Source organism: Plantactinospora sp. KBS50, assembly GCF_002285795.1.
Classification (GTDB): Bacteria; Actinomycetota; Actinomycetes; order Mycobacteriales; family Micromonosporaceae; genus KBS50.
Genome location: NZ_CP022961.1, coordinates 2,833,650 through 2,851,973, shown reverse-complemented (window position 1 = coordinate 2,851,973; position 18,324 = coordinate 2,833,650). Strand labels below are relative to the sequence as shown.

The 18,324-nt window shown below is 73.2% G+C and carries 19 protein-coding genes and 2 pseudogenes; 11 read left to right on the top strand and 10 right to left on the bottom strand.

The window, feature by feature from the left end:
• Positions 1-10: 10 nt before the first annotated feature.
• The 6 genes from CIK06_RS12615 to CIK06_RS12590 form a co-directional block, all read right to left on the bottom strand.
• Complete coding sequence (locus tag CIK06_RS12615) at positions 11-700, bottom strand: ATP-binding cassette domain-containing protein (RefSeq protein ID WP_095564992.1); 690 nt, start codon at positions 698-700, stop codon at positions 11-13.
• Positions 700-1,479, bottom strand: a complete 780-nt coding sequence (urtD, locus tag CIK06_RS12610) for an urea ABC transporter ATP-binding protein UrtD (protein ID WP_095564991.1) — start codon at positions 1,477-1,479, stop codon at positions 700-702. The genes CIK06_RS12615 and urtD overlap by 1 nt, the downstream gene beginning before the upstream one ends.
• On the bottom strand, positions 1,479-2,432 hold the full coding sequence (urtC, locus tag CIK06_RS12605; RefSeq protein WP_232534180.1) for an urea ABC transporter permease subunit UrtC: 954 nt from the start codon (positions 2,430-2,432) through the stop codon (positions 1,479-1,481). The genes urtD and urtC overlap by 1 nt, the downstream gene beginning before the upstream one ends.
• A gap of 181 nt (positions 2,433-2,613) precedes the next feature.
• The gene (gene urtB / locus CIK06_RS12600) at positions 2,614-3,498 is read right to left on the bottom strand and encodes an urea ABC transporter permease subunit UrtB (RefSeq protein WP_095564990.1); all 885 of its coding nucleotides are present in this window, start codon (positions 3,496-3,498) and stop codon (positions 2,614-2,616) included.
• Positions 3,499-3,500: 2 nt separating this feature from the next.
• Positions 3,501-4,745 carry an urea ABC transporter substrate-binding protein gene (gene urtA, locus CIK06_RS12595; RefSeq protein WP_095564989.1) on the bottom strand — a complete coding sequence of 415 codons (1,245 nt, stop codon included), beginning with the start codon at positions 4,743-4,745 and terminating at the stop codon, positions 3,501-3,503.
• Positions 4,746-5,264: 519 nt separating this feature from the next.
• Positions 5,265-6,629 (bottom strand): PHB depolymerase family esterase, encoded by a 1,365-nt coding sequence (locus CIK06_RS12590; protein ID WP_095567770.1) that lies wholly within the window; start codon positions 6,627-6,629, stop codon positions 5,265-5,267.
• 222 nt (positions 6,630-6,851) lie between these two features.
• Between CIK06_RS12590 and CIK06_RS32410 the strand changes: the two are divergent.
• The 3 genes and pseudogenes from CIK06_RS32410 to CIK06_RS30950 form a co-directional block, all read left to right on the top strand.
• A pseudogene (locus tag CIK06_RS32410) lies at positions 6,852-7,076 on the top strand (PaaX family transcriptional regulator); the annotation flags it as partial.
• Positions 7,077-7,217: 141 nt separating this feature from the next.
• Positions 7,218-7,274: pseudogene (locus tag CIK06_RS32405) on the top strand (hypothetical protein); the annotation flags it as partial.
• A gap of 44 nt (positions 7,275-7,318) precedes the next feature.
• A complete protein-coding gene (locus CIK06_RS30950; RefSeq protein ID WP_232534179.1) occupies positions 7,319-7,861 on the top strand; it encodes a PaaX family transcriptional regulator C-terminal domain-containing protein in 543 nt (180 codons plus the stop codon).
• 13 nt (positions 7,862-7,874) lie between these two features.
• On the opposite strand, the gene CIK06_RS12580 is transcribed toward CIK06_RS30950, so the two are convergent.
• From CIK06_RS12580 to CIK06_RS12570, 3 genes are all read right to left on the bottom strand, one after another.
• Positions 7,875-8,666, bottom strand: a complete 792-nt coding sequence (locus tag CIK06_RS12580; RefSeq protein ID WP_095564988.1) for a DinB family protein — start codon at positions 8,664-8,666, stop codon at positions 7,875-7,877.
• A 134-nt stretch (positions 8,667-8,800) separates the two neighbouring features.
• Complete coding sequence (locus tag CIK06_RS12575; protein WP_095564987.1) at positions 8,801-9,283, bottom strand: SRPBCC family protein; 483 nt, start codon at positions 9,281-9,283, stop codon at positions 8,801-8,803.
• Positions 9,280-9,642 (bottom strand): metalloregulator ArsR/SmtB family transcription factor, encoded by a 363-nt coding sequence (locus CIK06_RS12570; protein ID WP_095564986.1) that lies wholly within the window; start codon positions 9,640-9,642, stop codon positions 9,280-9,282. Before CIK06_RS12570 ends, CIK06_RS12575 begins: the two co-directional genes overlap by 4 nt.
• A 358-nt stretch (positions 9,643-10,000) precedes the next feature.
• Between CIK06_RS12570 and CIK06_RS12565 the strand changes: the two genes are divergently transcribed.
• Together CIK06_RS12565 and CIK06_RS12560 are read left to right on the top strand one after the other, a co-directional pair.
• Positions 10,001-10,891 (top strand): helix-turn-helix transcriptional regulator, encoded by an 891-nt coding sequence (locus CIK06_RS12565; protein ID WP_095564985.1) that lies wholly within the window; start codon positions 10,001-10,003, stop codon positions 10,889-10,891.
• A 1-nt stretch (position 10,892) separates the two neighbouring features.
• Positions 10,893-11,084 (top strand): DUF397 domain-containing protein, encoded by a 192-nt coding sequence (locus tag CIK06_RS12560; RefSeq protein ID WP_095567769.1) that lies wholly within the window; start codon positions 10,893-10,895, stop codon positions 11,082-11,084.
• Between the two features lie 199 nt (positions 11,085-11,283).
• Here the strand turns inward: CIK06_RS12560 and CIK06_RS12555 are convergent, their stop codons facing one another.
• Positions 11,284-12,009, bottom strand: coding sequence for a YcnI family protein (locus CIK06_RS12555; RefSeq protein ID WP_095564984.1), 726 nt, complete (start codon positions 12,007-12,009; stop codon positions 11,284-11,286).
• Positions 12,010-12,304: 295 nt separating this feature from the next.
• On the opposite strand from CIK06_RS12555, the gene CIK06_RS12550 reads away from it, so the two are divergent.
• The 6 genes from CIK06_RS12550 to CIK06_RS12525 all read left to right on the top strand — a co-directional run bounded on the left by CIK06_RS12550 (position 12,305) and on the right by CIK06_RS12525 (position 18,319).
• Complete coding sequence (locus tag CIK06_RS12550; RefSeq protein ID WP_095564983.1) at positions 12,305-12,874, top strand: sigma-70 family RNA polymerase sigma factor; 570 nt, start codon at positions 12,305-12,307, stop codon at positions 12,872-12,874.
• A gap of 142 nt (positions 12,875-13,016) precedes the next feature.
• Complete coding sequence (locus CIK06_RS12545; protein WP_095564982.1) at positions 13,017-13,853, top strand: zf-HC2 domain-containing protein; 837 nt, start codon at positions 13,017-13,019, stop codon at positions 13,851-13,853.
• A 96-nt stretch (positions 13,854-13,949) separates the two neighbouring features.
• Positions 13,950-14,549, top strand: a complete 600-nt coding sequence (locus tag CIK06_RS12540) for a copper chaperone PCu(A)C (protein WP_095564981.1) — start codon at positions 13,950-13,952, stop codon at positions 14,547-14,549.
• A gap of 23 nt (positions 14,550-14,572) precedes the next feature.
• Positions 14,573-15,781 (top strand): Dyp-type peroxidase, encoded by a 1,209-nt coding sequence (locus CIK06_RS12535; protein WP_369916138.1) that lies wholly within the window; start codon positions 14,573-14,575, stop codon positions 15,779-15,781.
• A 45-nt stretch (positions 15,782-15,826) separates the two neighbouring features.
• Positions 15,827-16,465: a copper resistance CopC family protein gene (locus CIK06_RS12530; protein ID WP_095564979.1), complete on the top strand. Its 639-nt coding sequence runs from the start codon at positions 15,827-15,829 to the stop codon at positions 16,463-16,465.
• A gap of 168 nt (positions 16,466-16,633) precedes the next feature.
• Entirely contained in the window at positions 16,634-18,319 is a 1,686-nt protein-coding gene (locus CIK06_RS12525) for a copper resistance CopC/CopD family protein (protein WP_095564978.1), read from the top strand.
• Positions 18,320-18,324 lie beyond the last annotated feature (5 nt).

Here is an 18,324-nt window from a genome sequence, read left to right as displayed (position 1 = left end):
GGCCTCCCGCTCACACCGTCAGGGCCCGGCGGACCGTGCCCAACGCCTCGGCACCGCCGTCGCCGGACGAGCCGACCCGGCCGGCGGCCAGCACCACGTACCGCTGTGCCGCGGTGAGCGCGAAGCCGACGTGCTGCTCGACCAGCAGGATCGACATGCCCCGGCCGGCCAGCGTGAGGATGGCGCGTTCGATCTGGGCCACCACGGTCGGCTGGATCCCCTCGGTCGGCTCGTCCAGCAGCAGCACGGTCGGCCGGGTGATCAACGCGCGGGCGATGGCCAACTGCTGGCGCTGCCCGCCGGAGAGCAGCCCGGCCCGCCGGTGCAGCAGCGTGGTCAGCGCCGGGAACAGGTCCAGCGCCTCGGCCAGCGCCGCCCGCCCGGCCGGCCGGCCGTCGGCCACGAGTTGCAGGTTCTCCCCCGCGGTCAGGTGCGGGAAGCACTGCTGGCCCTGCGGCACGTACGCCATGCCGCGGGCCACCCGCCGGTGCGGGGCCAGCCCGGTGATGTCCTCGCCGTCCAGCCGGACCGTGCCGGCGCGCGGCTTCAGCAGGCCGATGGCCGTGCGCAGCAGGGTGCTCTTGCCGGCGCCGTTGTGCCCGAGCACCGCGGCCACGCCGTCGGGCGGCACGGACACCGACACGCCGTGCAGCACGATGCTGCGCCGGTAGCCGGATTCGATGCCCTCCAGTTCCAGCATCACGCCTCCGTCCGGGCCAGCGGTTCGCCGCGCTCCGCGCCGCCGTGGCCGAGGTAGACCTCCTGGACCCGGGGATCGGCCTGGACCTGCGCCACCGTGCCCTCGGAGAGCACCTTCCCCTCGTGCATCACGGTCACCGTGTGCGCGTACCGGCGCAGGAAGTCCATGTCATGCTCGATGACCAGCACGGTGCGGTCCCGGGCCACCACCCCGAGCAGTTCGCCGGTGCGGTCCCGCTCGTCCTGGCTCATCCCGGCCACCGGCTCGTCCAGCAGCAGCAGCCGGACGTCCTGCACGAGCAGCATGCCGATCTCCAGCCACTGCTTCTGGCCGTGCGACAGCACGCCGGCCGGCCGGTCCCGCAGCCCGGCCAGCCCGATGGTCTCCAGCGCCTGCGCCACCGGCGGGGGCACGTCCCGGCGCCGGCGCAGCAGGCTCAGCGCCCGCCGGCCGGCTCCGGCGGCGATGTCGAGGTTCTGCAGCACGCTCAGCTGCTCGAACACCGTCGAGGTCTGGAACGTGCGCCCGACGCCGAGCCGGGCGATCCGGTGCACCGGCCGGCCGAGCAGTTCGGTGTCGTCGAAGCGCACCGACCCGCCGGCCCGGACCAGGCCGGTGACGGCGTCGACGAGCGTGGTCTTGCCGGCACCGTTCGGTCCGATGAGGAACCGGATGTCCCCGGCCCGCACGTCCAGGTCGACGCCGCTCAGCGCGACGAATCCCTCGAAGACGACCCGCAGGTCCCGGATGCACAGTCCGGCCGCGGTCTGCGTGTCCATCAGGCGGTCGCCTCCTCGGCCAGTGCCGTCGGGGCCGGTGTCGGGGCCGCGTCCGCCGGGGCCGGTCCGACCGGGGCCGGCGCCGGCGGGGACGCGTCCCCGGGGGCGGACCGGTTGCGGTTGCGCAGGCCGTGGCCGAGCGCCGCGAGCCCGCCCGGCAGGAACGCCACCACGAGCACGAACAGCAACCCCTGCAGGTACGTCCAGGCGGCCGGGAACTGTTCGGAGAGCGCGGTGCGGGCCCAGGCCACGGCGACCGCGCCGAGCACCGGACCGAGCAGGGTGGCCCGGCCGCCCACCGCCACCCCGATGACGAACTCGATGGAGGGCACGATGCCGATCAGCGCCGGGTTGATGATCCCGACCGCCGGCACGAACAGCGCGCCGGCGAGCCCGGCCATCCCGGCCGCGACCACGTACGCCATCAGCTTGACGTTGGCCGGGTTGTAGCCCAGGAAACGCACCCGCTCCTCGGCGTCGCGCACCGCCACCAGCAGTTCGCCGTACCGGCTGCGGATGAGCTGCCGGGCCAGCGCGAGCAGCGCCAGCAGCGCGGCGGCGATGACGAAGTAGACCATCCGCTGATTGACCGGGTCATCCAGGTCGTACCCGAAGAAGCCCTCGAAGTCGGTCAGCCCGTTGGTGCCGCCGGTGGTGCCCTGCTGGCCGACCAGGAAGATGGCCAGCGCCGCCGCGAGGGCCTGGGACAGCAGCGCGAAGTACGCGCCGCGGACCCGGCGGCGGAACACCAGCGTGCCCAGCAGCAGGGCCACCAGCATCGGCAGCACGACGGTGGCCGGCACCGCGAACCAGGGGCTCGCGAACGGGCGCCACCACCAGGGCAGCGCGTCGAGCTGCCCGTACAGTTGCATGAAGTCCGGCAGGTTGCCCGGACCCGCGTCGGCGAGCTTGAGATGCATGGCCATCGCGTAGCCGCCGAGCCCGAAGAACACCCCTGGCCGAGGGTGAGCATGCCGCCCCGGCCCCAGGCCAGCCCGATGCCGATCGCCACCATGGCCACGCACAGGTACTTGGCCAGCAGGTTCAGCCGGAAGTCCGACAGGGCCACCGGGGCCACCGCGAACAGCAGCAGCGCGGCCGCGGCGAAGCCGGCGCCGGTGACCAGCCGCGGCCTCACGCCAGGCTCCGGGTACGCATCGTGAGCAGCCCCTGGGGGCGCCACTGGAGGAAGGCGACGATCGCGATGAAGACGCCGACCCGGGCGACGCTGACCGTGGTGGTGTACTCCAGCATCGCCTGCAACACGCCCAGCAGGAACGCCACCAGCACGCTGCCGCGCAGGTAGCCGATGCCGCCGGCCACCACCACGAGGAACGCGTCGATGATGATGTTGGTGCCCATGGTCGGCCCGATCGGGCCGAGCAGCGTCAGCGCCACGCCGGCCACGCCGGCCAGCCCGGACCCGATGAAGAAGGTCAGCCGGTCCACCCGCCCGGTCGGCACCCCGGACACCGCCGCCAGGTCGCGGTTCTGCACCACGGCGCGGATCCGCCGACCGAGCGGGGTGTACCGCAGCACCAGCGTCAGCGCCACCACCGCGAGCACCGCCAGGGCCAGGATGAACAGCCGGTTCGTGGCCAGCACCAGGTCCCCGGCGATCCGGACGTGCCCGGTGAGCACCTCGGGCGCCCGGGTCTGCACGTTCGGCGCGCCGAAGATGTCCCGGGCCAGTTGCTGGAGCATCAGCGAGACACCCCAGGTGACCAGCAGGGTGTCCAGCGGCCGGGCGTACAGCCGGCGGATCAGCAGCAGTTCCAGCAGTACGCCCATCCCGCCGGCCACCGCGAAGGCGACCGGAAGTGCCACCAGCAGCGAGATCCCGGCGCCGGCGATCGTCTTCTGCAGCACGTACACGGTGTACGCCCCGGCCATGATGAACTCACCGTGCGCCATGTTGATGACGTTCATCTGGCCGAAGGTCAGGGCGAGGCCGAGCGCGATGAGCAGCAGCACCGCCCCGATACTGATTCCGGTGAAGAGCTGGCTGACGATGACCATGGTCAGGACAGCCCGGTCGCCCAGGAGTAGCCCTTCAGGTACGGGTCCGGCTTGATCGGCTCGCCGGAGTTCCACACCTCGGTGATCAGGCCGTCCGCGCCGACCTTGCCGATCCGCGCGGTCTTGTAGATGTGCTGGGTCGCCCCGTCCACCGTGACCTCGCCCTCCGGTGCCTCGAAGGTGATCCCGTCGGAGGCGGCCTTGACCTTCTCCACGTCGAACGAGCCGGCCTTCTCGACCATCGCCTTCCACAGGTACACCGAGACGTACGCGGCCTCCATCGGGTCGCTGGTCGGCTTGTCCGCGCCGTACTTCGCCTTGTACGCGGCCACGAACTTGTCGTTCGCCGCGCCCGGCGTGGTCTGGTAGTAGTCCCAGGCGGTGAGCTGGTTCTCCAGGTACTGCGTGCCGATGCTCTTGACCTCCTCCTCGGCGATCGACACCGACACCACCGGCATCCCGGCCGCGGTGAGGCCGGCGGACTTGTACTCCTTGAAGAAGGCCACGTTGCTGTCGCCGTTGAGGGTGTTGAACACGGCCGCGGCCTTGGCCGCCTTGACCTTGTTGACGATCGTGCCGAACTCGGTGGAGCCCAGTGGCGCGTAGTCCTCGCCGAGCACGGTCATCCCGTTCGCCGCGGCGTACGCCTTGATGATCTTGTTTGCGGTACGCGGGAAGACGTAGTCGCTACCGACCAGGTAGACCGACGTCTTGCCCTGCGCCTTCAGGTAGTCCAGCGCCGGCACGATCTGCTGGTTGGTGGTGGCGCCGGTGTAGAAGATGTACGGCGACTGCTCCAGGCCCTCGTACTGCACGGGGTAGAACAGCAGCGCCTTGTTCTTCTCGAAGACCGGCTTGACCGCCTTGCGGCTGGCCGAGGTCCAGCAGCCGAAGACGGCCGCGACCTTCTCCTGCTTGATCAGCAGTTCGGCCTTCTCGGCGAAGGTCGGCCAGTCCGAGGCGCCGTCCTGGCTGACCGGCACCAGCTTCTTGCCGAGCACGCCGCCCGCGGCGTTGATCTCGTCGACGGCCAGCAGCAGCGAGTCCCGCACGGTGACCTCGCTGATCGCCATCGTTCCGGACAGCGAGTTGAGCAGTCCGATCTTGACGGAGTCGCCGGAGGTGTCGGCCACGGCCGCGGCCGAGGACTCCTTGTCGCCGGTCTTGCTGCCACAGCCGGTGAGCGCCGTCGCCGCAACGAGCAGGAGCGCGCAGGCGGCAACACGAATTTCGCGGATCCGGTACATGAAACCTCCCTGGTTGTTCGGGAAGCGCAGATGTCAGGATTCGGCGGCGATGCCGATTTCGAGTGCCGGATGCGACGATGAATGCCGGGCACGAGGGGCAACACGCGGACCGCGGTCGGGACGTCGCCGTGCACCGCGGAGGGGATCGGCCGGTCCGGAGTGGGTCAACTTCCGTGGGCCGTCTCGTGGTCGGCCTGCGGAGAACACCGGTCCGGTCCGGTGGCTTCACCTGTGCCGGTCTGTTGATCGGTACGGTAAGCCTGGCGAATTTCGATTTCGCCGAAGTTTCACGGCACTGAATTGGACGTTTCCACGGTGGACCGTCGATCGTGGATGGCAGGTCATCGACGTACGTCGCCGGCAGCCGAAGACGTCCGTGAATGCGTACCGGATCATGCGGCGGCGGACCCACGACCGGCGCGGGGTCCGCGCGGTCGTGGGTCCGCCGTGGGTGGCGACCGCGCTGACCGCGGTCGCCGTGGGTACGTGGCCGCGCCGGGTGCGGTCGCGGCGCCCGGGTCAGGGGCTGGTGCAGCTCGGCGTCGGGCTGGTCGGCGTGCCGCTGCCGAGGAAGCCGAAGGTCGTGGAGCCGCCGGCCGGGATCGAACCGTTGTAGGCCACGTTGCGCACCGAGACCGACGAGCCGCTGGTGCTCAGCGTGCCGTTCCAGAGCTGGGTGATGCTCTGCCCGGCGCCGAGGCTCCACTGCACGGTCCAGCCGCTGATCGCCGAGCCGCCCGCGGTCACCGTGACCTCGCCCTGGAATCCGCCGGGCCACGAGCTGGTGGTCCGGTAGCTCGCGCTACAGGCGCCGGCCGGCGGCGGCGTACTGGGCGGGGGCGTCGTCGGCGGCGGGGTGCTGGGCGGCGGCGTCGTCGGCGGCGGGGTGCTGGGCGGCGGCGTCGTGGGTGGCGGCGTGCTGGGCGGCGGGGTCGTCGGGGTGGTGGTCAGCCCGAAGAACGTGACGGCCTGCGCGGCCATGCCGGTCATCGGCAGGCTGTGCCCGGCGCCGGCGATGCTGTACGCCTCGACCTGGACCGTTCCCGCGCCGTCGGCGTACCGGCGGCGGCTCCAGCCGGACTGCGGGGTGTCCGTGGCGGTCGGCGTCTGGCTGAGCCCGAACACGTTCGTCCACTGCTCGATCTCCTCGGCCAGCAGCGAGTACGGCACCAGCGTGTCGGCGGTGCCGTGCCAGAGCTGCACCCGGGGGCGCGGGCCGGTGTACCCCGGGTAGGCCTGGCGGACCGCGTCGCCCCACTGCTGCGGGGTGCGGTTCATGCTTCCGCCGGTGCACTGGCTGCTGCCCGGCGGGTAGTCCGCGGCGCTGGCGAAGCAGTTGAACGGCACGCCCATGAACGCCGCCCCGGCCCGGAACACGTCCGGGTAGAGCGCGAGCATCTCGTTGGTCATCATGCCGCCGGAGGAGCTTCCCGTGGCGTAGATCCGGTTCGGGTCGCCGCCGTACTGCTGCTCGGCGTAGCTCACCATGGACGCGATCGAGACCGGGTCGCTGCCGCCGCCGCGCCGCTTGGCCGCGTCCGACCAGGTGTCGAAGCAGTTGCCGAAGCCGGCCTGCTGGGTGGCGGTCGGGTAGATCACGAGGTATCCGTACCGGTCGGCGAGGGCCGCGAACTCGCTGCCGGAGTAGAAGCCGGGACCCGAGCCGCCGCAGCCGTGCATGGCCACCACGATGGCCGGGTTGGCGGGGCGGCCGTCCGGCACGTACACGTGCATCCGCATGCCACCCGGGTTGTTGCCGAAGTTGGTCACCTCGACCAGCGAGGCGGCGGCGGCCGGACCGGTCAGCACCGGCGCCAGCACGGACACGCCGCCGACGGCCAGCGCCACCGAGAGGCCGGCGAGCACCGTACGGATGCTCCTCATCTCGTTCACTCCCCTGTCCGAGCCGGGACGGTGGCGCACCCGCACCGGCCATCGTCCACATCGATATATGTCGCTTAGTATCCCGACAGGCCGAAAAACTGTCAATCAATATCGATCGATGCCTTGCGATTCCGGCGGCTCGCTCGCACTAGAGTTGGCGTCACCCGCCCGGCGGCACCGCGCGCCGGAATCGCCCGCCGCCGACTCCGGAGACGCCTGCTGGTGCGCCCCTTCGATCTCGACGAGATACTCCCGGACGTCGCCGTCGACCCGGTCCGGCTCCCCCGCCGGCAGAGCGGCGGATCGCCGCAGGGTCTCGCCGTGACGCTGCTGGCCGACTACAGCCTGCGGACCCGGGCCTGGCTGCCGTCGGCGGCCATCGTGGCGCTGCTGAGCGAGTCCGACGTGACGCGCGGCGGCGCCCGCACCGCGATCAGCCGGCTGGCCCGCCGGGGCGTACTGGAAAGCGGTCGCCGCGGCCGGAGCACCTTCTACCGGCTGACCGAGCCGGCCGCCGTGGCGCTCGCGGTGGGCGGCCGGTCGGTGGTCCGGTTCGCCGCCCAGGCCGAGTCCTGGGACGGCACCTGGATGCTCGTCATCTTCTCGCTGCCCACCGAGGGCGACGCCGAACGCCGGGCGCTGCGCGCCCAGCTCCGCTGGCTCGGCTACGCGCCGCTGTACGACGGGGTGTGGGTGTCCCGCAGGGCCAGCCCGAGGCCACCGCCGCGACCCTCGGCGGGATCAGCCGCGGCGCGCTCACCGTGTTCCGCGCCCGCGCCGTCGGGCTGGCCGGCGTCGCCGGCCGGGATCCGCTCGACGCCTGGGACCTGGCCGGGATCGGCGAACACTACGCGTCCTTCGTGGACCGCTGGAGCCCGCTGCCGGCGCGCATCCGCGCCGGCGCGGTCGGCGGCCCGGAGGCGCTGCGGGTCCGCACCGAGGTGATGGAGACCTACCGGCAGTTCGTCGCGCTGGATCCCCGGCTGCCGATGCACCTGATGCCCGCCGGCTGGCTGCGGGAACGCGCCCGGGAACTGTTCGCCACCGTGTACGACGGGCTGGCCGAACCCGCGCGGCGGCACGTGCTGGCCACCGTCGCCCGGCACAGCGACACCCCGGCACCGGAGGTCGGCCCGCACACGGTGGCGGACCTGTTCGCCGGAATCGCGCCGGGAGGGTGCCCGGCGCAGGCCGCCGCCGGGCCGCCCGTCGCGCGGGCCGGCGATGTCTGAGCACGGCCTCGGCTCACGGCTGAACGGCGTCCGCCCGCGTCTGCACCAGGATCGCCAGGTCCCGTTCGGCGTACAGCCGGTGCTGCCACTCCTCGTTCAGGATGGTCAGCAGGCAGTCCCGGACCGGGAAGCTGCGCGGCGGCGGCCAGCCCGGCGCGTCGACCGGCTCGGTGTGCCCGGCCAGCGACTCGTCGGTCAGCCCGTCGACCACCGAACGCACCGTGGCCATCCGGTCGTGGCGCAGCGCGAGCGCCGTGTCCAGCGAGGGCCGGGCCGCGCGGTCCCGCGGCACGCCCGCGGTGTCCGGCATCTCGTCCCACGGCAGGTCCAGCGGATGCCACGGCGCCGGATCGCCGAGGATCCCGCGCCGGATCCAGGCGTCGGTGGCGAACGCCAGGTGACGCAGCGTCTCGATGAACGACCACTCGCCGTTGACCGACTCGTGCAACAGCTCCGGGCGCAGCCGGCCGGCCCGCTCCACGGTGCCGTGCCACAGCCGTTCGACCAGGTCCCACGCCTCGCGGAAGCCGGCCGGGTCGGTGGGGCGCATCCGGACCCGGTCCGGATGGCGCCGGTCCAGCTCGGCCTCCACCAGCGGCGCCACGTCCACGCCGTTGATCGACAGGTTCCGGACCTCGCCCTGGATGTCGACATCGATCAGGTCGACACCGCGCATGACGACCCCGCTCAGATCGACCGCCTGGAACCGGGCACCGGTCAGGTCGACGTTGCGCAGCCGCGCGTCGGTCAGGTCGACCGAGTCGAACCGGGCGCCGCGGAGATCGGCGTCAGAAAAATCAGCCATGCCCGGCAGGCTAGCCCCGGATCCGGACGAGAACCTTCCGGATCGCCTGCCGGCCCGTCGACCCCCGTGCAACGCCACCCGGCGGGCCGGACGCCCGTCCATGCCGCGGGCACCGCCTCGGCGCACCCGCCCGGTCAGACAGCGCCCTCGGCGAGCAGCCGGTCAAGCTTGGCGTAGCCCTCGTTGACCCCGACCTCCATACCGCTCTTGAGCCAGGCGTCCCGGCCATCGAAGCTGTCCACCAGGGACTGCGTGTGCAGCCGGGTGCGGCCGTTGCCGAGGTCCTCGAACCACAGGGTCTCCAGGGCCACCCCGTCGGGGTCGCCCTCGTAGGCGAACGTCTGCACGATGCGGTCGGGCCGCACCTCGTGGAAGCAGCCGCGGAACGCGTGCTCCTGGCCGCTCCGGCTGGACACGAACCGCCAGCTTCCACCGGAGCGGGCGTCCCACTCCTCGATGCGCGTGGTGAGGGAACTCGGGCCGATCCACTGCGCGAACAGCGTGGGATCGGTGTGCGCCCGGAACAGTTGCTCCGGCGTTGCCGCGAACTCGCGGGTCATCCGGATGACCGGAACGTGCGGGTCGGCCTCGATCGTCGTCTCGGCGATGGTGCTCATGCTGCGCTCCCCTTCTGCTCGTGGTCGCCTGTCTCGGTCTCGTCCAGCTGCGCCAGGACCGCGTCCAGGCGGCGGTAACGCTCCTCCGCCCGGCGCCGGTAGCGCTCGATCCACTTGTCCATCAGGTCGAAGACCTTCGCCTCCAGCCGTACCGGCCGAGGCTGCGGCCCCGGCGGCCGGCTCACCACCCGGGCGTCCTCCAGGACCTTCAGGTGCTTGTAGATCGCTTGCAGCGAGATCCGGTACGGCTCGGCGAGCTGGTTCACGGTCGCGTCGCCGGCCGCCAGCCGGGTCACCATGTCCCGCCTGGTCGGATCCGCGAGTGCCGCGAAGATCCGGGACAGCTCGTCCGACTCCATCGGCACCTCACTTCGACAAGCGTTTCAACTCTTCGGTTGAAACCCAACGTAGTCATCGCTCCCGGAAGTGTCAACCATCGGGTTGAAAGTCCTGGTCAACTCCGTGCTTGTGGACGGACGCCGATCGCTCGCGGTTCGCCGGACGCCGGGTGAACGCTCTGCTGAGCCGGGCGAGGACCTTCCGGATCACCCGGCCACCCGCCGGAGCCCGGGACCCGCCTCCGACCGGCTCGCCTGCAACATCGCACCCCCGTTGTTCATGGGTGGAGAAATTCACCACGCCCTGTTGACCGCTCGGCAGCCCGCATCGTTACGTCGGGCCGGACCTGCTGTTGTGACCGATGGAGGGGACGGTTCGATGGCACACGAGACGGACTGTTCGACCGTGCCGCGCCGGCAGCTCGGGAGGTACCTCACCCAGCTGCGCACCGACGCGGGGGTCTCGCTGGACGACGCGGCCCGGGCACTGCGGTGCTCGCGGCAGAAGATCTGGCGCATCGAGCGCGGGATGATCGCCGTACGCACGCCGGACCTGTCCGTGATGTGCGACCTCTACCGCGTCGTACCGGCGATGGCCGAGGTGCTGTCCGGGGTCGCCCGGGAAGGCCGCGCAAGGGGCTGGTGGCAGGCGTACGGCGACGCCATCCCGGCCTGGTTCTCGCTGTACGTCGGGCTGGAGGAGGCGGCGTCCCGGCTGCGGCACTACAACGCCGAGCTGGTTCCCGGGCTGCTCCAGACCCGGGCCTTCATGCTGGAACTACACCGGGTCAACCGGCCGGAGCTGCCGGCGGCCGAGCGGGACCGGGCGATCGCGGTCCGGCTGCACCGGCAGCGCCTGCTGGTGCGCCGGCTGCCCCCGGCGCCGGACCTGGAGGTGATCCTCAGCGAGGCGGTGCTGCGCCGGCCGGTGCCGGACCGGGCGGTGATGCGCGACCAGCTGCACGCGCTTCGCGACCACGGCTGGCTGCCCAACGTCCACATCCGGATCCTGCCGCTGAGCGCCGGGCCGCCGTTGGCCGGCGAGGCCGGCACGTTCACTGTCCTGGACTTTCCCCGGATGCGGCCGATGAGCCCGGCCGAGCCGACCACCATCTACTGCGAAGGGCTGACCGGTGCGCTCTATCTGGACCGGCCGGCCGAGGTGGCCGCGTACACCCGCATCTGGCGCGGCCTGGATGCCGCGGCCCTTGGTGAGGAACAATCACGGAAGCTGATCGAAGCGATCGCGGAGGAGTACGGCGATGACTGAGCTGACCGGCGCCCGCTGGCACACCAGCACCCGCAGCGGCACCAACGGCGGCGACTGCGTGGAGGTCGCCGACAACCTGCCCGACCTGGTCGCGGTGCGCGACAGCAAGGACCGGCCGGGGCCGACGCTGCGCTTCGCCCCGGACGGCTGGCGTGCCTTCGTGGCCGCCACCGCAACCGGGCAGTTCCGCTGAACGCCGGATCTCGCGGATCGCCGAACCCCGCTGGACGCCGGAACCCGACCGCGAGCCCGCCGGCCGGCCCGGTGGCGAGCGGCCGCCGACCGGCCGGGGACACGCTGGCCGGAGGCGTCCGATGCGGCGCCCGGCCGGGGTGTGGCGGCTCCGGAGCCGCCACACCCCGACCGGGCGTGGGCCCGCGGTGGGACCGGACTCAGGCCGCCGGGGTCTGACCCCCGCGGCGGTACGCCAGCAGGGCGAGCACCAGCGCGCCCACCGCGACCACCAGTCCGGCGATCCCCCAGCCCAGGCCCGCTCCGCTGCCGCTGTCCGCGGCCTCGTCGCTCGCCTCGGCCGCCGCGCTCGCCGGCGCCGACGAGGCCGGCGCGTCGGCGGCCTTGGCCGCCAGCTTGAGCACCGGGGCGGGGTGCTCGACCTCGCTGCCGTCGGTGCTCGGCTCGTCGATCCAGCGGACGATCGAGTCGTCCGAGTAGGTCTGCAGGGCCTTGAAGACCACCTGGTCGGCCTGGGGCAGCGGGCCGAGCGAGACGTCGAACTCCTGGAACTGGCCGGGCTTGATGTCCGCGCCGGAGTCCGCGGTCCAGGTGATCTTCGTGATGGCCTCGGTGATCTCGCCGTCGTCCGTCTTGATCGGCGTTTCGAGCTTCGACTTCGTCGTGACCGCGGTCCAGCCGGCCAGCGGCTTGAGCGACACCGAGGCGATCGGCGTGTCGGTGGGCAGGTTCACCTCCACCTTGGTGGTGGAGGCGGAGTCACTCTCGTTCGGCACCCGGAAGGACACCTTCGTGTATCCGCCCTGGGTGGCGGTGTTCGGGTTGACCGTCACGTGCGCCGACGCGGACCCGGCCAGCCCGAACACGGCGGCGACGGTGGCGGCGGCGGACACGACCGCGGCACGCCGGAATATCGAGCGGTTCATCTGTAGAGCCCTTCTGGTCTTCGCTGTCTGTGGGTTGTCGTTGGGCGGGGCCAAAAAGTTCCCGTGGAACAAAGCGGAACGAACCGGTGCCGGTCAGTGACCATCGCCCGTGCCGGCCCGCACCCGCCCGAACCGGAGCGGCACCGGGTTGATCCGCTACCCACCCCGCGCCCGTACCCAGGGGGCGAGGGAACGATCTCCGGAGTGCCGTAGGCTGGACAAGGTTCTACTACGGCCGGTCGTACCATCGGGGACCGAACCGGCCGGCAGGGCCGGGACAGGGAGGTTTTCTACGGTGACCGACGACGACGCGGCGATCACCGCGTGGGCGCTCGCGGCGGGACGCGGCGACCGGGACGCGGCCACCCGGTTCATCCAGGCGACCCAGCACCGCGTACACCGGTTCCTCGCCGCCCTGGCCTCCCCGGCGGAGGCCGACGACCTGGCGCAGGAGACCTACCTGCGGGCGATGCGGTCACTCCCGTCGTTCGCCGCCCGGTCCTCGGCGCTGACCTGGCTGCTCGGCATCGCCCGGCGGGTCGCCGTCGACCAGGTCCGGGCCGCCACCGCGCGGCCCCGGACCGTGCCGATGGCCGACGGCTACGACGTCCCGGACGCCCGGCGCGACGGCTTCGACCGGCAGGTGGTGCTGGAGCGGCTGATCGCGGCGCTGCCGGCGGACCGGCGGGAGGCGTTCGTCGCGACCCAGGTGCTCGGACTCTCCTACGCCGAGGCCGCCGACGTGTGCGGCTGCCCGGTGGGCACCATCCGGTCCCGGGTGGCCCGCGCCCGGGAAGATCTTGTCGAGGCCATCGGCGAGCAGCCCTGGACCTCCGCCCGGCGCTCGGGCAGCGCCGCCGGCTGAGCCCACCCCGTCTGCCGGTACGGCGAACCGCCGACCCGCGCCGCCCGGCTCCGACCCGGTCGGCGGCCGGGACCGGGGCGACCGGACAGTTGAGTCGGATCACGCCGGGAACCGGAGCGGCCCGCCACGCGACTACCCGGACATGGGGTGCGAACAGTGGTGGGGAATCCTGTCGGCACAACTGGACGGCGAGGCGACGGCGGCTGAGCAGGCCGGCGCCGAGGCACATCTGGCCGGTTGCGCCGGCTGCCGTGACTGGCTGGACCGGGCCGCGGCGATCACCCGCCGGGCTCGGCTGACCTCCGTGGCCCCGGCACCGGGGCTGGCCGACCGGGTACTCGCCGCGCTGCCGGCGGCCGAACCCGCCGCGCGGGACCGCTCCGCCCGCGTCCGCTCCGCGCGGGACCGCTTCGCGCGGCTCCGCTCCGCCCGGGACCGCTCCGACCGGCTCCGCTCCACCCGGCTCTGCGAGCGCGTGGTACTCACCCTGCGCGGGCTGCTGGGGCTGCTCGGCGTGCTGCAACTCGTCCTCGGCCTGGTCCAGGCCGGCACCCCCACGGGTGGGCAGCACACCGGCACGCTCACCCCGGGGCACCTGTGGCACGAGTCGGCGGCCTGGAACGTGGCCGTCGGCGCCGGCTTCCTGTTCGTGGCCGTACGCCGGACACCGCCGGCCGGCCTGGTGCCGATGCTCACCGCGTTCGTCGGCACCCTGGCCCTGCTGTCGGCCAACGACCTGATCACCGGCCGGGTCGGGGTGGCCCGGCTGGTCAGCCACGGCTTCCTGCTCGCCGGGTACGCGGTGGTGGTGGCGCTGTCCCGGCCGCGCCTGCACCCGGACGGCCCGCCGGCCAGCGGTCGCGGGAACGGCCCCGGCTGGCGGTTGTCCGCGCAGGAGCCGGCCGAACCCGCCCCGGCCGAGCTGCGCCTGGTCCGCTATCCGGGCTCGGCCCGGCGGCGGGACGACTGGGCCGCCTGATCCCTCGATCGTGGCATCGATCACCTTTCCGACGGAACTTTCGCTTTGTCCGCACCGACCAATCACACGTCAGAACTGCTGTTGAAGGGAAACGTCATGTCCCGCACCACCGTCACGGGCTCGCGTCCGGGCGCCGCCGCCCGGATCGCCGCCGCCGGCTTCGCCGCCGCCACGATCATCGTCGCGGCCGGCCTGGCCGGCTGCGGCTCGACCGATTCCGCGTCCCCGAACCCGTCCGAGTCGGCCTCGGCGAGCGCCCCGGCGGAGGTCCTCGGCATCAGGGACCCCTGGGTGAAGGCCGCCGACGAGGGGATGACCGCGGCCTTCGGCACCCTGGAGAACAACGGGGACGCCGACGTGACGATCACCGCCGTCGCCACCGACGCCTCGCCCATGCAGTTGCACGAGATGGCCATGCAGGACGGGAAGATGGTCATGCAGGAGAAGAAGGGCGGCATCGTGGTCAAGGCACACGGCACCGCCATGCTGGAGCCCGGCGGTGACCACCTGATGCTGATGGACCTCAAGCACCCGGTCAAGGCCGGCGACGAGCTGTCCTTCACGCTCACCTTCGCCGACGGTCGTACCCAGACCTTCACCGCGGTGGCCAAGCCGTTCACCGGCGCGCAGGAGACCTACGCCCCCGACGGGGACGAGAGCCCGATGCCGGGCATGAGCATGAGCCCGATGGGATGACCGACCGTCCCACACTCCGCCCGGTGGGCAGGCGCGGCCTGCTCACCGGCGGTGCGCTGGCCGTGGGCGCCGTCGCCGGTGCCGCCGTCACCGCCGCCCGCGCGGACGGACCGGGCCGTTCCGACCGGCCGGCGGGGGCGGCCGAGGCCGAGCCGTCGGCCGTGGGCAGCGCCGTGGAGCCGTTCCACGGGTCCCGGCAGTCGGGCGTGGGCACCGACGCGCAGGCGCACGCCGCGTTCGTCGCGTTCACCCTCCGCTCCGGCACCGACCGGGCGGCGCTGGGCCGGATGATGCGCCTGCTCAGTGACGACGCCGCCCGGCTCACCCAGGGCCGGCCGGCGCTGGCCGACACCGAACCCGAACTCGGCCTGCTGCCGGCCCGGCTCACCGTCACCTTCGGGTTCGGCCCCGGCCTGTACGCCGCCGCCGGCCGCGACGAGCGCCGGCCGCCCTCGGTGGCCGACCTGCCGGCCTTCCGGATCGACCGGCTGCAACCCCGCTGGTCCGGCGGCGACCTGCTGGTGCAGATCTGCGCCGACGACGCGCTCACGGTCGCCCACGCGCAGCGCGTGCTGGTCAAGGACAGCCGGCCGTTCGCCACCGTGCGCTGGGTGCAGCAGGGCTTCCGCCGGGCCGCCGGCGCCGAGCCGGGCCACACCCAGCGGAACCTGTTCGGCCAGCTCGACGGCACCGCCAACCCGACACCCGGGCCGCCGCTGGAGACCGCCGTCTGGGTGCCCGAGGGACCCGACTGGCTGCGCGACAGCAGCACCCTGGTGCTGCGCCGGATCAGCATGAACATGGAGACGTGGGACCTGCTCGGGCGCACCGACCGGGAACTGGCCGTCGGCCGGCGCCTCGACACCGGCGCCCCGCTCACCGGCACCGCCGAGCACGACCCGCCGGACCTGTCCGCCGTCGGGGCCGACGGGCTCAGCGTCATTCCCGACTTCTCGCACGTCGCCCGCGCGCACGTCACCGACGACGAGCGGAAGATCCTGCGCCGGCCCTACAACTACGACGGCGCGGTGACCCCGCAGGGGCACGCCGACAGCGGCCTCGTCTTCGCCTCGTACCAGCGGGACGTCACCCGGCAGTTCGTACCCATCCAGCGCCGCCTTGCCGAACAGGACCTGCTGAACCAGTGGACCACCCCGATAGGATCGGCCGTCTTCGCCATCCCACCCGGCTGCCCCGAGGGCGGCTGGATCGGCCAACACCTGCTCGCCTAGGGCTGTCCGCCCGGGACACCCCCACCCCGACCGGAGGGTCGCACCATGGCCACTGGAATTCGCCGGGGGCTCGCCGGCCTCGGCTGCCTGCTGATCGCCGCCCTGACGGTGCTGCTGGCGCCGGCCGGTCCCGCCGCCGCGCACACCGCGCTGCTGCGGTCCACCCCGGCGGCGGACTCCCGGCTGTCCACGGCGCCGAAACAGATCACGCTGGAGTTCCTCCAGTCGCTGGACCCGGCCTACACCACCATCGTGCTCAGCGACGCCAACCGGCAGCGGGTGCCCACCGGCGCACCCGCGGTCGAGGGCACGAAGGGAACGGTCACCATCGACCGCCCGCTCGGCAACGGCAGCTACACCGTCGCCTACCGGGTCGTCTCCTCCGACGGGCATCCGGTGCAGGGTTCGTACTCGTTCGCCGTCGCCGACCCCGCCGCCAGCGCCACGCCGGACAGCGCGGCGGCCACGGACGCCCCGGCCGGCACGGACGCCACCGGCGCCGCGGTCGCGGACGGCGCGGCGTCGGGACCGGCCGAGGCCGCCTCCGGACCGGCCGAGGCCACCGCGGCCGGATCGGGCGGCTCCGGCGGGACCACCCTGGCGATGCTGGCGGCGGGGATCGCCGTGGCCGTCGCCGCCGGGGCGGCCGGCTTCCTGCTGCGACGCCGTACGCTGCGCCGCTGATCGGGTGAACCGCGGCGGCGTCGGTGCCGTACCAACCGGGGGGCGCCGCGATGGCGTCCCGCGCCGCGGAGCCGCGCACCGGCTCCCCGTGACCCGACCGCCCCGGTCGGCCCGACCCGTCCGGCGACCGGACGGCGACGGGCCACGCCGGCGGGGTTCGAGGAGCCCATGCGCCCGAGGGAGCACGCCACCGGGCCGGCCACCGTACGGATCGCCGGCCGGGCCGCCGTGCGCGTGCTGCTCGTGGCGCTGGCGGCCCTGTTCGCGAGCCTGGCGGGCCCGGCCCGGCCGGCGAGCGCGCACGCGGTACTGAGCACCGCTTCCCCGGAACAGGGCTCCGTCGTCCCGGCACCGCCCGAACGCGTGCTGCTGGTCTTCAACGAACCGGTGACGGTCGTGCCGGGGCGTACCCAGGTGGTCGGCCCGGACGGCAAGCGGCTCAACGTGGGCGATCCGGTGCGCACCCCGCGCGGCCTGGAGATCACGGTGCGGGCCACCAGCCGCCCGCTGGGGACGTACCTGGTGAGCTACCGGGTCATCTCGGCGGACAGCCACCCCGTCTCCGGGGCGTTCACCTTCTCCGTCGGCGCGCCGTCGGCGAGCGCGCCGACGGCCGACACCGGGACCGACCCCGTGGTACGCGCGGCCGTGCCCGCCGCGAAGTACCTCGGCTACCTCGGCCTGACGCTGTCGGTCGGCCCGCTGCTGATGCTCGCCTGGTGGTATCCGCGGCGGCTGCCCCGGCGCGGCCCGCTGCGGCTGGTCCGCGCCGGCCTCGGGCTGGTGGCGCTCGGCGCGCTGGCCAGCTTCTGGGTGCAGGCGCCGTCGAGTTCCGGCGCCGGCCTGTTCGACGTCTCGGGCGTGGAACTGGCCCAGATCGCCCGCAGCGGCTTCGGCGTGCTGCTGCTGATCCGGCTGCTGATCGTCGCGGCCGTGGCCGCCCTGGTGGGGCGGGTGCGCCGGGGCGGCACCGGCCGGTGGCGCGGGGCGGCGCTGGTCGGGCTGGGGCTGGCCGGCCTGCTGACCTGGCCGCTGACCGGTCACCCGGTGGCCTCACCGCACTCGGCGCTGCTCATCGCGGCCGACCTGACGCACCTGGCGACCATGGCGATCTGGCTGGGCGGGCTGGTGTTCCTCGGCGCCTTCCTGCTGCGCCGGGCCGACCGCCGGGAACTGCGGCTCGTCCTGCCCCGGTGGTCGCGGCTGGCCGCCGTCGCCGTGTACTGGCTCGTCATGGCCGGCCTGCTTCAGGCGCTGGTGCAGGTCGGGACGCTGAGCGCGCTGGTGGGATCCGGGTACGGGCGGCTGCTGCTGGTCAAGACGGCGCTGCTGGGCGCGACCCTCGGGGTCGCCGCGGTGTCCCGCCGGCTGGTCCGGCGCCACACCGCGCCGGACCGACCCGGGGCGCTGTCCCGGCTGGTCCGCGCCGAGGTCGGGATCACCACGGTCGTGCTCGCGGTCAGCGCGGTGCTGGTGCAGACCAACCCGGGCCGCACGATCGACGTGGAGGCCGTCGCCGCGGCCCGGGCCGAGGGCTTCTCCACGACCCTGACCAGCCCGCTGTACTCACTCCAGTTCGAGGTGTTCCCGGCGACCGTCGGCGAGTACAACGCGCTGCACGCGTTCGTCTACACCCCGGAGGGCAAGCCGCTGCCGGTGCTGGAGTGGACGGTGACCGCCGCGCTGCCGGAGCGGGGCATCGAGCCGGTCGACAACCCGGTGGCCAGCCTGCTGGGCAATCAGGGCCTGGGCAACGTCACCTTCCCGCTGCCGGGGCGGTGGGAACTCAGCCTGACGCTGCGGACCTCCGACATCGACCAGGCGACCGTGAAGACCACCGTCGACGTCCGCTGAGCGGG